This window comes from Mesorhizobium sp. ES1-4 (assembly GCF_020164745.1).
Classification (GTDB): domain Bacteria; phylum Pseudomonadota; class Alphaproteobacteria; order Rhizobiales; family Rhizobiaceae; genus Mesorhizobium.
Genome location: NZ_JAIUGV010000005.1, coordinates 399,103 through 413,465 on the forward strand (window position 1 = coordinate 399,103; position 14,363 = coordinate 413,465).

Annotated in this window: 15 protein-coding genes; 10 read left to right on the forward strand and 5 right to left on the reverse strand. The window is 65.0% G+C overall.

Features of this window, described 5'->3' with window-relative positions:
- Nucleotides 1-103: 103 nt before the first annotated feature.
- From LB556_RS12575 to secA, 3 genes are all read right to left on the reverse strand, one after another.
- The gene (locus LB556_RS12575; protein WP_224567444.1) at nucleotides 104-1,384 is read right to left on the reverse strand and encodes a GNAT family N-acetyltransferase; all 1,281 of its coding nucleotides are present in this window, start codon (nucleotides 1,382-1,384) and stop codon (nucleotides 104-106) included.
- Complete coding sequence (locus tag LB556_RS12580; RefSeq protein ID WP_224567445.1) at nucleotides 1,384-2,784, reverse strand: oligosaccharide flippase family protein; 1,401 nt, start codon at nucleotides 2,782-2,784, stop codon at nucleotides 1,384-1,386. Before LB556_RS12580 ends, LB556_RS12575 begins: the two co-directional genes overlap by 1 nt.
- A gap of 122 nt (nucleotides 2,785-2,906) precedes the next feature.
- Nucleotides 2,907-5,639: a preprotein translocase subunit SecA gene (gene secA / locus LB556_RS12585; RefSeq protein WP_224567447.1), complete on the reverse strand. Its 2,733-nt coding sequence runs from the start codon at nucleotides 5,637-5,639 to the stop codon at nucleotides 2,907-2,909.
- A gap of 260 nt (nucleotides 5,640-5,899) precedes the next feature.
- On the opposite strand from secA, the gene LB556_RS12590 reads away from it, so the two are divergent.
- The gene (locus LB556_RS12590) at nucleotides 5,900-6,826 is read left to right on the forward strand and encodes a peptidylprolyl isomerase (protein ID WP_224567450.1); all 927 of its coding nucleotides are present in this window, start codon (nucleotides 5,900-5,902) and stop codon (nucleotides 6,824-6,826) included.
- 88 nt (nucleotides 6,827-6,914) lie between these two features.
- Here LB556_RS12590 and LB556_RS12595 read toward each other — a convergent pair whose 3' ends face one another.
- The gene (locus LB556_RS12595) at nucleotides 6,915-7,514 is read right to left on the reverse strand and encodes a TetR/AcrR family transcriptional regulator (protein WP_224567453.1); all 600 of its coding nucleotides are present in this window, start codon (nucleotides 7,512-7,514) and stop codon (nucleotides 6,915-6,917) included.
- Nucleotides 7,515-7,820: 306 nt separating this feature from the next.
- Here LB556_RS12595 and argJ point away from each other — a divergent pair, with 306 nt between their 5' ends.
- The 5 genes from argJ (at nucleotide 7,821) to LB556_RS12620 (ending at nucleotide 10,988) form a co-directional block, all read left to right on the forward strand.
- Nucleotides 7,821-9,062: a bifunctional glutamate N-acetyltransferase/amino-acid acetyltransferase ArgJ gene (gene argJ, locus LB556_RS12600; RefSeq protein WP_224567456.1), complete on the forward strand. Its 1,242-nt coding sequence runs from the start codon at nucleotides 7,821-7,823 to the stop codon at nucleotides 9,060-9,062.
- A gap of 29 nt (nucleotides 9,063-9,091) precedes the next feature.
- The gene (locus tag LB556_RS12605; protein WP_224567531.1) at nucleotides 9,092-9,844 is read left to right on the forward strand and encodes a GNAT family N-acetyltransferase; all 753 of its coding nucleotides are present in this window, start codon (nucleotides 9,092-9,094) and stop codon (nucleotides 9,842-9,844) included.
- Complete coding sequence (locus LB556_RS12610) at nucleotides 9,837-10,259, forward strand: (deoxy)nucleoside triphosphate pyrophosphohydrolase (RefSeq protein ID WP_224567459.1); 423 nt, start codon at nucleotides 9,837-9,839, stop codon at nucleotides 10,257-10,259. Before LB556_RS12605 ends, LB556_RS12610 begins: the two co-directional genes overlap by 8 nt.
- A 124-nt stretch (nucleotides 10,260-10,383) precedes the next feature.
- Entirely contained in the window at nucleotides 10,384-10,698 is a 315-nt protein-coding gene (locus LB556_RS12615; RefSeq protein WP_224567462.1) for a hypothetical protein, read from the forward strand.
- A 110-nt stretch (nucleotides 10,699-10,808) separates the two neighbouring features.
- Nucleotides 10,809-10,988 (forward strand): Flp family type IVb pilin, encoded by a 180-nt coding sequence (locus LB556_RS12620; RefSeq protein ID WP_224567465.1) that lies wholly within the window; start codon nucleotides 10,809-10,811, stop codon nucleotides 10,986-10,988.
- A 19-nt stretch (nucleotides 10,989-11,007) separates the two neighbouring features.
- Here LB556_RS12620 and LB556_RS12625 read toward each other — a convergent pair whose 3' ends face one another.
- A complete protein-coding gene (locus LB556_RS12625; protein WP_224567468.1) occupies nucleotides 11,008-11,880 on the reverse strand; it encodes a methyltransferase domain-containing protein in 873 nt (290 codons plus the stop codon).
- A gap of 77 nt (nucleotides 11,881-11,957) precedes the next feature.
- Between LB556_RS12625 and LB556_RS12630 the strand changes: the two genes are divergently transcribed.
- From LB556_RS12630 to LB556_RS12645, 4 genes are read left to right on the forward strand one after another with little or no spacing between them, the layout of a single operon-like run.
- Nucleotides 11,958-12,758, forward strand: a complete 801-nt coding sequence (locus LB556_RS12630; RefSeq protein WP_263485231.1) for a ComF family protein — start codon at nucleotides 11,958-11,960, stop codon at nucleotides 12,756-12,758.
- Between the two features lie 24 nt (nucleotides 12,759-12,782).
- Entirely contained in the window at nucleotides 12,783-13,052 is a 270-nt protein-coding gene (grxC, locus tag LB556_RS12635; protein WP_224567474.1) for a glutaredoxin 3, read from the forward strand.
- 10 nt (nucleotides 13,053-13,062) lie between these two features.
- A complete protein-coding gene (locus tag LB556_RS12640; protein WP_224567477.1) occupies nucleotides 13,063-13,941 on the forward strand; it encodes a carbon-nitrogen hydrolase family protein in 879 nt (292 codons plus the stop codon).
- On the forward strand, nucleotides 13,938-14,363 hold the full coding sequence (locus LB556_RS12645) for a DUF1178 family protein (protein WP_224567480.1): 426 nt from the start codon (nucleotides 13,938-13,940) through the stop codon (nucleotides 14,361-14,363). The genes LB556_RS12640 and LB556_RS12645 overlap by 4 nt, the downstream gene beginning before the upstream one ends.

Sequence of the window (14,363 nt, forward strand, 5' to 3'; positions counted from 1 at the left end):
GGCTCCGACGAGGCGGCCTGGCCGGCGAACAGGCAAGGGGCAGCCGAGAGGGTCGAGTGCTCAGGCTGGCGCTGCCGAGAATTCGTGTCGGGACATGCGTCGCCTACCGCCGTCTCAGCAGACTCTTCATCCGGTTGCGCAGCAGGCGCGCCATGTTGCGGGTCTCGCGATAGAGATGCAACTGCGAGGCGGCCTGGCGGGCGAGGCGGTCGGCATCCCTGGTCAACCCGATCACCAGCGTACCGATCGGCTTGCGCTCGCTCCATAGCCGGCTCATCACCGGGTGGTCGGGCACGGCGCAGGAATCGGTCATCATGATGTTGGGGTCGTCGAGATGCTGCCTGGTAACCTCGATCATCAACAGCGTGCCAGGCGAATAGACGGCCAGCGTCTCGTCATAGGCGGTCTTCCAGGTATAGGCGACGCCGGCCTCGACGAAGACGATCAGGCAAGCGATGGTGCGGCCGTCGAGCGTCAGCGAATGGATGCGGCACATATCCTGTTCGGCGAGCCGGTGCACGGCCTCGCGGGCGAAGGCGGCGCGGAAGCGGTCGATCGCCATGGCGGTGCGCTCGCGGCCCTTCCAGCCGGATGCTTCCAGCGTCAGGAAGTGTTCGATGGCGTGGCGGATCTCCTCGGGGCCGCGTGCCACGACATGCTCGAGCTTGCCGAGATCGCCAAGGCGCCTCTTCAAGCGGCGGAACTCGCGATGGTGATGCGCGCGCAACGAAGCCTTCAGATAATCGTCGCCTTCCAGTTCGCTCTCCAGCACGGGGCGTGAGGTCTGGCCCGTGGTGACCAGCATCAGGCCGCGCGTCTCGGCCACGGTGCCGATCAGGCTCGCCACCGGACCGTCGAGCCTGACGTCGGGCAGGACCAGGACTTTCGGCAGTTTCAGATGCGGGCGCGACAGCATCGAGAAGAAATCCTCGACCACGCCGACCGGATCGTCGCGGTCGATCAGCGGCGTGCCGAGCGGGCCGAACGGGCTCGACCATGTGCGCATGACCGGCACGCCGAGCGGCACCGCCGGTCGCTCGACCGAGATCGGCACCAGCAGGCGAAGCCGGTTGCGGTATTCATCGCCGTCGCGGATCACCGCAAGGCGCACCTCGCGGTCTTCGAGCCGGGGCATGGCCGGCGCCAGGAAGCGCGGGTTGAAGAAGACGTTCGGTTCGATCGTGCGGGCGCAGAGATAGTCCAGTTCTTCGACCAGGTCGAAGCCGGCCGACGCCGGATAGATGGCGAGTTTGCGCTCGGGCCGGTTGTTGGCGAGGATCTCGATATGGGCGGGATCGGCGTCTCGCGCCAGCCCGGCAAGGCCGGACACCATGGCGCCGGCGGGACCGCCGCTGGTTTCCTCGAGCAAGGGGATGGCGGCCATCAGGCGGCTCCTTTGACCGGCACGAAGATCGCCATGACGATGCCGAGCTTGCGCCAGACGGTGAAGGACAGCGCGCTGGCCTCGAAGATCATGGCGAAGGCGGTGGCCATGGCCGCGCCCCAAAGGCCGAAAAGCGGGATCAGCACCACGTTGAGGCCGATGTTGAAGGCCAGTGTGGTGGCATAGACGGCGGCGCAGACATTCTGGTTGCCGCTCATGGTGAGCAGGCTTTCGCAAGGGCCGACGGCGGCGCGCGCCACGACGCCGAAGACAAGCAGGAACAACAGCGGATAGCCGGACGTGAATTCCGGCCCGAACAGCACCAGCATCGGTTCACCCAGCGCCAGAACCAGGAACGCCATCAGCAGCGAGGGCCAGAAGGTCCACGACACGGTCTCGCGGGCGAAGGCGGCGAGCTTGCGCGGATCGCCATGGGTGAACTGCGCGTAGCGCTGAGCGACGCCGGCCTTGACGGCGAAATAGACGAAATGCACCAGCGCCAGCGTCTTGACCGTGGCGAAATAGACGGCGACGTCGTTGGGATCCATATAGGCGCCGACCATCAGCACATCGGCATTGGTGAGCAGGAAGAAGAAGCCCTCGACCAGGAAGATCGGCAGCGAGACGACGAACCATTGTGCGAAATGCACTTTCATCGGACCGGCCGGAATCTGCTTTTCCATGCGCTGGGTCACGCCGATGAGCTGGGTCAGCGTGGTGACATAGGTGGCGGCGATCGAGGCGAATATCGCCGTCCGCGCGTCGGGCGCGTAGCCCGCCCACAGCATCAGCGCCATGAACAGCAGGATCAGCACCGGCCGGACCAGGTAGGTCGGCGACAGCGCGAACAACGCCCATGAATTGGCGCGCGCCAGACCTTGCAGCAAATCCGACAGCGCGATCATCGGCAGGCAGATGACGCCGAGGATGAACGGTATCACGTAGTAGTTCTCGATCCAGGGCGCGGCCAGCCAGACGCCGAGGGCGCCGAGGCCCGCGATCAGTGTCGAGGCGATCAGCACGAACAGGCGGCTGGCCACGACGATGCCGCGCAATTCGTCCATCAGGCCCCGCTCGCGGTATTCGGGAATGAAGCGGATGACCGACGTGTGGAAGCCGAGGCAGGCGAGATTGCCGACGATGACCATCGTGACCCAGACCAGCACGAAGATACCGTACTCGAACGAGCCCATCCAGCGCGCCATAAGCACCTGGCTGATGAAGGCGATAACGGCGCTGACGATGCGGATGGAGAAGGCGATGACCGACATGCGGCCGGCCTCGCCGCGCTCATCGGCGGTGAACAGCACGGCGTCGATGCGGTCAAGCAGCGGCCCCACGCGCAGCGCCAAACGCTGCGGCAAGAACCGCCCGGCAGTCGTGGCCGCGGAAAAGCGCACCCCGATTTGTCTCCGTTTTCCGCCTCTTTTTCAGGCGTTGGTGTAGCGAAGACACCTTAAGAAAGCGTGGGTGGGCGTTGCCTTCTTCCCGTCCCTATACGGGGAGAAGGGAAGAGGCGCCCTTACGCGAACGTGCCGTGGCAGTGCTTGTATTTCTTGCCGGAGCCGCAGGGGCAGGCCTCGTTGCGGCCGACCTTGCCCCAGGTGGCGGGGTTTTTCGGGTCACGGTCTTCGGGGGCGACGATGGCGTTGCTCTCCTGGCGCACCAGAAGGGCCGTTTCGCCGCCTTCGAAATCGTTCTCGCCGGTGGTGCCGTCGATATGCGTGCCGAACATGTCGGGCGCTTCCGGCGGCGGGGCTTCGGCGGCCTGGCGGACCAGTTCGACGCGCATCAGCTGCGCAGTGACGGCCTGGCGCAGATTGCCGAGCATCGCCTGGAACAGCTCGAACGCCTCGCTCTTGTATTCCTGCAGCGGATCGCGCTGGGCGTAGCCGCGGAAGCCGACGACCGAGCGCAGATGATCGAGATTGACGATGTGCTCGCGCCATAGATGGTCGAGCGTCTGCAGCACCACCGAGCGCTCGACATAGGTCATCACCTCGGGGCCGAAACGGTCGGCGCGTTCCTTGGCGGCGTCGGCGGCGGCGGCGGCGATGCGTTCGCGGATGTCGTCCTCGGCGATGCCTTCTTCCTTCGCCCAATCCTCGACCGGCAGGTCGAGATTGAGGAATTCGGCGACCTCGGCCTTCAGGCCCGCGACGTTCCATTGCTCGGCATAGGCGTTTTCGGGAATGGCCTTGGCGACGATCTCGTCGATGACGCCTTCGCGCATCTCGGTGATGGTTTCCGACAGGCCTTCGCCGTCCATCAGTTCGATGCGCTGTTCGAACACCACCTTGCGCTGGTCGTTGGAGACGTCGTCATATTTCAACAGGTTCTTGCGGATGTCGAAGTTGCGCGCCTCGACCTTCTTCTGTGCCTTTTCCAGCGCCTTGTTGATCCACGGATGGATGATGGCTTCGTCTTCCTTGAGGCCGAGTTTCTGCAGCATGCCGTCCATGCGCTCGGAGCCGAAGATGCGCATCAGGTCGTCCTGCAGCGACAGGAAGAATTTCGAGCGGCCGGGGTCGCCCTGGCGGCCGGAACGGCCTCTGAGCTGATTGTCGATGCGGCGCGATTCATGGCGCTCGGTGGCGAGCACGTAGAGGCCGCCGGCGGCCAGCGCCTTTTCCTTCAGCCGCTCGACGTCGGCATTGATCTCCTGTTCGCGCGCCTCGCGCTCGGGCCCTTCGGGCATGTCGCCCAGTTCCTCGGCGATGCGCATCTCGGCATTGCCGCCGAGCTTGATGTCGGTGCCGCGGCCGGCCATGTTGGTGGCGATGGTGATGGCGCCGGGCTTGCCGGCCTGGGCGACGATCGCCGCCTCGCGCTCGTGATGGCGGGCGTTCAGCACCTCGAAATCCGTGAAGCCTTCCTTGCGCAGGCGCTCGGCCAATTGTTCGGATTTTTCGATCGAGGTCGTGCCGACCAGTGTCGGCTGGCCCTTGGCGCTGGCTTCGCGGATCTCCTTGACGATCGCCTTGTACTTCTCCTCGACCGTCCGGTAGACCTCGTCGTCCTCGTCCTTGCGGATCACGGGCAGGTTGGTCGGGATCTCGGTGACTTCGAGGCCGTAGATGTTGCCGAATTCCTCGGCTTCGGTCAGCGCCGTGCCGGTCATGCCGGAAAGCTTCTTGTAGAGGCGGAAATAGTTCTGGAAGGTGACGGAGGCGAGCGTCTGGTTCTCCGGCTGGATCGCCACATGCTCCTTGGCCTCGAGCGCCTGGTGCAGGCCTTCCGAATAGCGGCGGCCGGGCATCATGCGGCCGGTGAACTCGTCGATGATGACGATTTCGCCGTTGCGCACGATGTAGTCCTTGTCGCGCTGGAACAGCCGGTGCGCCTTCAGCGCGTTGTTGACATGATGGACGATGGCGACGTTCTCGACATCGTACAGCGACTCGCCCTTGAGCAGGCCGGCATCGCGCAGCATGTTCTCCAGCTTCTCGGTACCTTCCTCGGTGAAGATCGAGGTCTTCTGCTTTTCGTCGATCTCATAATCCTGCGGCTGCAGCTGGATGATGAAGGTGTCGATGGTGTTGTACATTTCCGAACGGTCCTCGAGCGGACCGGAAATGATCAGCGGCGTGCGCGCTTCGTCGACCAGGATGGAATCGACCTCGTCGACGATCGCGTAATTGTGACCGCGCTGCACCATCTGGGCGCGCTCGTATTTCATGTTGTCGCGCAGATAGTCGAAGCCGAGCTCGTTGTTGGTGGCGTAGGTGACATCGGCTTGGTAGGCAACGCGGCGCTCCTCGTCCGACAAGCCATGGACGATGACGCCGACCGACAGGCCGAGGAACTTGTAGACGCGGCCCATCCATTCGGAGTCACGGGTGGCGAGATAGTCGTTGACGGTAACGACGTGGACGCCGTTGCCGGCAAGGGCGTTGAGGTAGACTGGCAGCGTCGCGACCAGGGTTTTGCCTTCGCCGGTGCGCATCTCGGCAATGCCGCCATTGTGCAGCACCATGCCGCCGATCAGCTGGACGTCGAAGGGGCGCATGCCAAGCACGCGGCGCGCCGCCTCGCGGGCGGTCGCGAAGGCCGGGATCAGCAGGTCGTCAAGGCTGGCGCCGTTGGCGATGTCCCCGCGGAATTTTTCCGTGCGACCGGCAAGCTCGGCGTCGGAGAGCGCCCGCATCTCGTTTTCCATGGCGTTGATCGCCTCGACGCGGGGGCGGGTCGATTTGACCCGACGGTCGTTGGAGGAACCGAAAACCTTACGGGCGAGACCGCCGAGACTGACCATCCAATGGTCCTTTCGATAGAATTCTCAATCTTGAGACAGGCGCCGGCCGGCCCCATCACATCCACGTGAATGCACCGCCTGAATACGGGCAAACACAAAAAGCGCCCGGAAAACGGTTCTGGACGCCAAGTCGATGGACAGATAAGAGGGGGCTCAACTGATGTCAACGCCGCGCTGGCCCTGCCGGTCGCGCCAAATTCCGCCACAATCTGGCTGATCTGGAAGCCGCTCTCTTACAATCCCTCACCGGAGTCATCCTTATGTCCTTGTTGTTCAGCCGCGCGTCGCTTGCCAGCCTAGGCCTGGCCGTCGGCCTGTCGGCTCTTTGCCTGTCGCCATCGATGGCGCAGGAGACCGCTCCCGCACCAGCCGCCCCGGCGGATGCGGCGGCGCCGGCCGCAGCGCCGGTCGACCCGAATGCCGTGATCGCCACCGTCAACGGCCAGCCCTTGACCGAAGCGGATCTGGTGCTCGCCGAGGGCGAGCTGTCGCAGCAGTTCGCGCAGCTGCCGCCCGAGCAGCGCCGCGCCGCGGCGCTTTCGGCGGCCATTGAAATCCGGGTCATGGCCGCCAAGGCCGTTGCCGACGGCCTCGACAAGGATCCCGACTTCCAGCGCCGGATGGCCTTCCTGCAGCAGCGCGCGCTGCATGGCGAGATGGTCGAGAAAGGTGTCGTCGACAAGGTCACCGATGCCGAGGTCCGCGCCCGCTACGACCAGGAAATCGCCAACACGCCTCCGGTCAACGAGGTGCATGCCCGTCACATCCTCGTGAAGACGAAGGAAGAGGCCGAGGCAATCATCAAGCAGCTCGACGGCGGCGCCGACTTCCAGAAACTCGCCAACGAACACACCAGCGACCCGTCGGGCAAGTCCAATGGCGGCGACCTCGGCTGGTTCGGACCTGGCCAGATGGTGCCCGAGTTCGACAAGGCGGCCTTCGCGCTGGACGTCGGCAAGTACACCGAGCAGCCGGTTCAGTCCCAGTTCGGCTGGCATGTCATCAAGCTCGAGGACAAGCGCGCCAAGCAGCCGCCGGCCTTCGACGACGTCAAGGACCAGGCCAAGCAGGCCGTCATCCGCGACAAGTATTTCGCGCTGGTCAAGTCGCTGCGCGCCAACGCCAAGGTCGAGATTCCGGACGCCAACCTGAAGAAGGCCGTCGACACGCTGGAAAGCGCCAAGTAAGCCCGAACGGCTTCGAACAAGGGCGCGGGCAGCCGGAAGGCGCCGCGCCCTTTTTGTTGGCACGAGTTTGTCGGCACGGGCGAGGGTGCTACCTGCCGGGTGCCGCTATGCCCTGCAGGAGGTAACGGACCGCCTTGCGGATCGTCGCTTCGGGCTCGTCGAGCCGGTTGGTCAGGAGATGCCGCCACGCGTAGGAAGCCAGGAGGTCGGCGACCACGGCCGGATCGATATCCCCGGCGATCTCCCCCCTTGCCTGGGCCCGCTCGATGATCTGGCCGGTGTGGGCGCGGCGTCCTTCGGCATAACCGGCAAGGGCCGCGGCCGCGGTTTCATCGGACTGCGCTTCGGCGATCAGCGACCTGAACACGCTACCCGACGACGTCTCGCGCCAGTGCCTGAACAGATTCACCAGAAAGCCCGCGAGATCCTCGTCCAGTTTTCCCGTATCGGGCACGTCGACGCGTTTCTGGCGCTGGTAGACCTCCAGCAGCAGTGCCGCCTTGCTCGGCCACCAGCGGTAGATGGTCGGCTTGCCGGCGCGGGCGCGGCGCGCCACCGCTTCGATCGAGAAACCGGCATAACCGGCCTCGACAAGTACGGCCTCGGCGGCCTCCAGAATGGCATCCGCACTGTCGGGATTGCGCCGCGCACCGATCGATCTGCGCGCCGTATCCGCCTCCTCGGCCATTCGCGTCGTCCTCGTTTCAATTTGCCGGCAATGATAGAGGATGCGGCGATGGAACGAAACGGTCCGTTTTTTTGGAGCCGGGGCGCCGCCGTCATCAGGCGGTGGTCGTGATATCACCCGCGACGTCTCCGAGACTATGCGCCATCCATGGGAACGATCATGGTCCGGGTGGCGCCAATAGATTTGAAATGCAAGCCCAATCCTGAACGGGTTTGCCCCTGGCGGGAGCGACGAAAACGCGCTTGCGCCGGCGCGCCGTATCGGGCAAACCGGCCTTCCCTTGCGATTTTCCCGCCCGAGGTCCCCATGTCCACGACGATTTCGCCGCTCGCGCCGAAGAAATACCCGAAGATGCCTGAAATCGAGGGGGTGCGCATCGCCACCGCCGAAGCGGGAATAAAGTACAAGAACCGCACCGACCTGCTGGCCATGGTGTTCGATGCGGGCACGGCGGTCGCCGGTGTGTTCACCAAGTCGAAATGTCCCTCGGCGCCCGTCGATTTCTGCCGCCAGAACCTTGGCGCCGGCAAGGCGCGGGTGCTGGTGGTCAATTCCGGCAACGCCAACGCCTTCACCGGCAAGAAAGGCCGCGAATCCACCGCGCTGACGGGCGAAGCGGCGGCGAAGGCCGCGGGCTGTACGGCAGCCGAGGTTTTCCTGGCCTCGACCGGCGTTATCGGCGAACCGCTCGACACGACCAGGTTCAGCCATCTGCTTTCCGGCCTGGTCAGCAACGGCAAGCCGGACCTGTGGACCGAGGCGGCAAAGGCCATCATGACCACCGATACCTACCCGAAAGTGGCGACGGCGACGGTCAAGCTTGGCGACGCCGATGTCACCATCAACGGCATCTCCAAGGGCGCCGGCATGATCGCGCCCGACATGGCCACGATGCTCTCCTTCATCGCCACCGACGCGCCGATCGCGGCACCGGTCCTGCAGGACCTGCTGTCGCGCGGCACGGCCAAGACGTTCAATGCGGTGACCGTCGACAGCGACACCTCGACCAGCGACACGCTGCTGTTGTTCGCCACCGGCAAGGCGGCAAAGCGCGGCGCGCCTGAAATCACCGATCCCAAGGATGCCCGCCTTGGTCAGTTCCGCCGGGCGCTCGGCAAGGTGCTGAAGTCGCTGGCGCTGCAGGTGGTGCGCGACGGCGAGGGCGCCCGCAAGCAGGTCGAGGTCACCGTCACCGGGGCCAAATCGGCCCGCTCGGCCAAGCGCATCGCGCTGTCGATCGCCAATTCGCCGCTGGTCAAGACGGCGGTCGCCGGCGAGGACGCCAATTGGGGCCGTGTCGTCATGGCTGTCGGCAAGGCCGGCGAGCCCGCCGATCGCGACCTTCTGTCGATCTGGTTCGGCGACAACAGGCTGGCGCACGAAGGCGAACGCGATCCCGACTATTCGGAGGCCGCGACCTCGGCCTACATGAAGCGCGACGACATCCGCATCCGCGCCGATATCGGCATCGGCCGCGGCAAGGCGACGGTGTGGACCTGCGATCTCACCAAGGAATATGTCGCCATCAATGGCGACTACCGGAGCTGATCGCCTTGGTTTCGCGCCATCCGGCAAGCATGCTCGCGACCGTGCGCCGCTATGAGGCGGCCGGCTTTCGCGCCTGGCCCGCGGCCGCCGTCCACTATGACGGCACCTGGGTGGTGCGCCTGACCGCCGGCCATCCCGCCAAGCGGCTGAACTCGGTCAATCCGCTCGATCCCGGCGACATCCAGCACATGGCCGACCGCATTGGTCGCGCGAGCCGCCGTTTCGATGCCTACGGCCGGCCGTTGACGTTCCGCATGTCGCCACTGTCGGGTCCCGATCTTGCCAGCCATCTCGACAAGGAGGGCTGGAGCCGGTTCGACGAATCACTCGTCATGCGGCTGCCATTGGCCGACGCCCAGCTCGACGCCGCCATGGACCAGATTCCGCTCAAGGACATCAGCCGCTTCATCGGTGCATTGCTCAAGGTCAGCGGCTCCAACGTATCGCTGCGGCCGGGCCTGTCGGAGATCATCGGCGCCATCCAGCCCGAAGCCGGACTGTTTGCGCTCGAGAACGGGACGGAGCCGCTGGCGACACTGATCTGCGTGCATGACGGCGATCTCGCCGGCTTGTTCGAGGTCGCCACCGACAAGGCGGCACGCAACAAGGGGCACGGCCGCAATCTGATCCTGTCGGCGCTGAAATGGGCGAGACTGCGCGGCGCGCGGGAAGCCTGGCTGCAGGTCGAGGCCGGTAACGCGCCGGCGCTGGCGCTCTACCGTGCGCTCGGCTTCGAGGAAGTCTATCGCTATCACTACCGCCGGCCGCCCGGACATGAATGATCTGGCGTCCAGCGGCAAGCGCCTGCTCCTGGTCGCCGCTTGCGCGCTGGTCGACGCCGACGGCCGCGTGCTGCTGGCACAGCGGCCGCAAGGCAAACAGCTTGCCGGCCTGTGGGAATTTCCCGGCGGCAAGGTCGAAGCCGGCGAGACGCCCGAGCAATGTCTCGTCCGTGAACTGCATGAGGAGATCGGCGTCGAAACCGAGATCCCATGCCTGGCGCCGCTGACCTTCGCAAGTCACTCCTACGACGACTTCCATTTGCTGATGCCGCTGTTCGTCTGCCGTCGTTTCCGCGGCATCGCCCAGCCGAGGGAAGGCCAGGCGCTGAAATGGGTGCGGCCGAAACAGATGCGCGACTATCCGATGCCGCCAGCCGATGAGCCATTGATCCCGTTCCTGATCGATCTCCTCTGAGGATCGAGAGCTGATTGGACCACGATCCGCATCAGCCAGCGTTAATGGAAGATTTATCTTGGCGTGAAAAATTGATGCATGGCCGTTTTCGTGCGGTCGCCGCCACTCGCTGGGGAGCGATAGAATGAGCCTGGACAGAGATTGGGATTCGATTCGGCCCGATCGCGGTTTTCGTGCCGCCGATGCCGGCATGGGTGTCCTGCGGGTCACGCTGCTGTTCGGATCGGCCGCGGTGGCGCTGGCGCTGATCGCGGCCCCTTTCCTCGACAGCCAGACGCGCTCGCAAACGGCCCGCGATGATTTCCCCGGCCTCGACATGACCGCCACCGGTGCGATCAACCATCGCAGCACCTATACGGTGCGCCGCAGCGTATTGCAGGCCGAGCCCGGCGGGGTCTGCATTATCCGCTCCGATGGCAAAAGCAGCGGCGACTGCTGACGAAGGTTGAGACATCTCCGAAAGGCGGCGATTTCACCGCCTGTTAAGCCTGTGCCGTTAACCTTTCTTAACAGATCGGCGCTAAGGTCGTGGCAAGGGGAAATAAGGTGATGACAACAGTGCTGCTACGCTTTCTGAAGGACGAGAACGGCGCCACGGCAGTCGAATACGGCCTGATTGTGTGCGTGCTGTCGCTGACGATCATCGGCGGTATCGGCCAGGTCTTCAATTCGCTGACCTGGTTGTTCAGCGACAATACCAGCAGGCTTGCCAACGCCTTCGCGCCCTAGCCTTCTGCCCTCGAAAGGGTCAATGTCCCTCAGGCTTCTCCAAAATAGCCTTTAGCGAAACTTTGGCCGAACCCGGCTTCAGCGGCTTTTGCTGAGACGCGTCGGGCGCCCAGCCGGACATCCAGACAATCGAGAAGCTTGCCCTGATGCGACCATCGGGATCGGAAAAGCGCTCGGCGTAGATTTCCGCGGCGCGGGCGAACAACTTGCGTGAGCCCGGCCGCCGGCTGCGGTCGGCAAGCGCGCTGGTTTCGCCCATGGCACGCAGATCGGCCATCAGGGCAAACAGGTTGGCATAGCGTACCGTCACGGTCTCGACGTCGGCGACCGGCAGCGCGAAACCCGCGCGCTGCAGCAGTGCGCCGGCGTCGCGCACATCGGTGAATGGCGCGACACGCGGGCTGGCGCCACCGTAGAGCTCGGTCTCGGCGACAAGCAGGCTTTCCCGCAGTTCCGAAAGCGTCCCGGAGCCGGCGAAGGCGCCAAGGAAAAGTCCGTCCGGCCGCAGCGCGCGGCGGATCTGGATCAGCATGCCCGGGATGTCGTTCATCGTTTGCAGCGACAAAAGCGACACCACCAGATCGAGCCCCCGCGGCTCGAACGGCACGGTTTCCAGCGGTGCGATCATGCCGGCGGCACCATTCAGGAAAGCCGCGTCCGTCTCGACACGGGCGATATCGGCTACCTTGCCGCTCTGTGCAAGGACATCGGCCGCGGCCGAGGTCTGGCAAAACAGCACCGCCGCCTTGGCGAACCGGCGCTCGACGGCACCGAGCCGGTCGGCAAGATCTTCGGCGGCGCGATGCATGAGGAAGTCGGCACCGCCAACCGGATGGGTCAGCGCGCGCCGCTTGTGCGCCAGCCACAGAGAGGTATCCATTATAGGCTGCAAGGGATGGGTCCTTGTATGTCCGCGCCCCGATATGGTTGGTATGGTGGCGACGAGGAACTATTCAGGTGGCCGATCCGATGCCCAAGATCAAGTCCGACGAGATCGGGAAGCTGGCCAGGTCGGCAGCCCGATCGGCTCTGGGCTGGCCGGCGCGCATCCTGTTTCCACCGGTCTGCGCCGGTTGCCGCCGTCAGGTCTCGCAGCCCGGTGTGCTGTGTGGTGCCTGCTGGCCGCAGCTGCGGCTGCTGGAGCGGCCGTGGTGCCCGGTGATGGGCACGCCGTTCACCCACCACATGGGCGACGGGTTTCTGTCGGCGGAGGCGATCGCCGATCCGCCGCCCTTCGAACGGGCGCGGGCGGCGGTCGCCTATTCCGGGGTTGCGCGCCAGATGGTGCAGGGCCTGAAATACCAGGACCGTACGGATCTCGCTCCCTGGATGGCGCGCTGGATGGTACGTGTCGGCGCCGATCTCATCGCCGACGCGGACGTGGTGGTGCCGGTGCCGCTGCACTGGCGCCGTTTTTTCAGGCGGCGGTTCAACCAATCGGCGGAACTGGCGCGCGCGGTTTGCGATCTCAGCGGACTGTCGTTCGCGCCTTCCGCCATGGGGCGCGTGAAAATCACCCGCCAGCAGGTCGGGCTGGAGCGGCGGGAGCGTGAGGAGAACGTGCGCGCAGCCTTTCGCGTGCCCGCCGAGGCCGAGATCGAGATTGCCGGCCGGCGTGTGCTCTTGATCGACGATGTCTACACCACAGGCGCCACCGTGCGTGCCGCCACCAAGGCCCTGAAAAAGGGAGGTGCGGCCGCCGTCGACGTGCTGACCTTTGCCCGTGTGTTGCCGGGGGACTTCCGGGCGGACGAGTCCGCGACTATATAAGTCGGCAACGGAGCGGAATTCGTCATGGTCGATGTCACGATCTATACGCGTATGATGTGCGGTTACTGCACGGCGGCCAAGCGGCTGCTGGAGCGCAAGGGCGTCGCCTATACCGAGCGCGACGCTTCGTTTTCGCCGGAATTGCGCCAGGAGATGATGTCGCGGGCCCACGGGCGCACGACGTTTCCGCAGATTTTCATCGGCGACACGCATGTCGGCGGCTGCGACGACCTCCATGATCTGGATGCAGAAGGCCGGCTGGACAAGCTGCTCGCCAACGGCTCGTCGAATTGAGGGTATGACAATGGGTGTTTTCAAGGCGGCGGGTGTTTTCAAGGCGGCGGCAGTGCAGATGCGGTCAGGCGAGAGTCCCGAGCGCAACGCGGCCGACATGGAGCGGATGGTGCGCGAGGCGGCGGGCCAGGGTGCGACCTATATCCAGACGCCGGAAATGACCGGTGCGCTCATCCGCGACAAGCAAGCGCGTACCGCCTCTTTCACCTCGGAGGACAAGGACATCGTCGTCTCGACCGCGCGCGGGCTGGCGCGCGAACTCGGCGTGTTCCTGCATATCGGCTCGACCGCTATCCTGCGCGCTGACGGCAAGCTCGCCAACCGGGCGTTGCTGTTCGGTCCGGACGGCGCGACGCTCGCTACCTATGACAAGATCCACATGTTCGACGTCGATCTCGACAATGGCGAGAGCTGGCGTGAATCGGCCGCCTACGAGCCCGGCACGGAGGCCGTCGTCACCGGGATCGGGGAGGCGAAGCTCGGCTTTGCCGTCTGCTACGATCTGCGTTTTCCGCAATTGTTCCGCGCCGAGGCGATGGCCGGGGCCGACCTGCTTTCCGTGCCCGCGGCCTTCACCCGCCAGACCGGCGAGGCGCACTGGCATGTGTTGCTGAGGGCACGCGCCATCGAGAACGGCGCCTTCGTCGTCGCCGCGGCGCAGGGCGGCCTGCATGAGGACGGCCGCGAGACCTATGGGCATTCGCTGATTGTCGATCCGTGGGGCCGCATCATGGCGGAAGCCGCGCATGACGAACCGGCCGTGATTGTCGCCGAGATCGACCCGGCACAGTCGATTGCCGCGCGCAAGAAGATCCCCAATCTCCGGAATGCGCGGGATTTCACCATCGATGCCGGCGAGGCACCGCGTCTCAGGGGTGCCGCCTCTTGATCCGCTTTTCCCTGATCTGCGAAAACGAGCACGAGTTCGAGGGCTGGTTTCGCGGCAATGACGATTTCGACACCCAGAAGAAGCGCGGCTTTGTCGATTGCCCAAGCTGCGGCTCGCACAAGGTGCAAAAAGCCCTGATGGCGCCGGCCGTTTCCACGGCCCGCAAGCAGGAAACCATAGCGCTTGCCATGGGCGAGGCGCAGAAGCAGGCCATGGCGCAACTCAAGGCGATGGCCGAGAAGGTGCGCGAGAATGCCGACTATGTCGGCGACAAGTTCGCCGAGGAAGCGCGCAAGATCCACTTCGGCGAAACCGATGCGCGCGGCATCTATGGCGAGGCGACGCTGGAAGAGGCAAAGGGCCTTGCCGAGGACGGCGTCGATTTCATGCCGATACCGGTGTTTCCGGACGACCGCAACTGA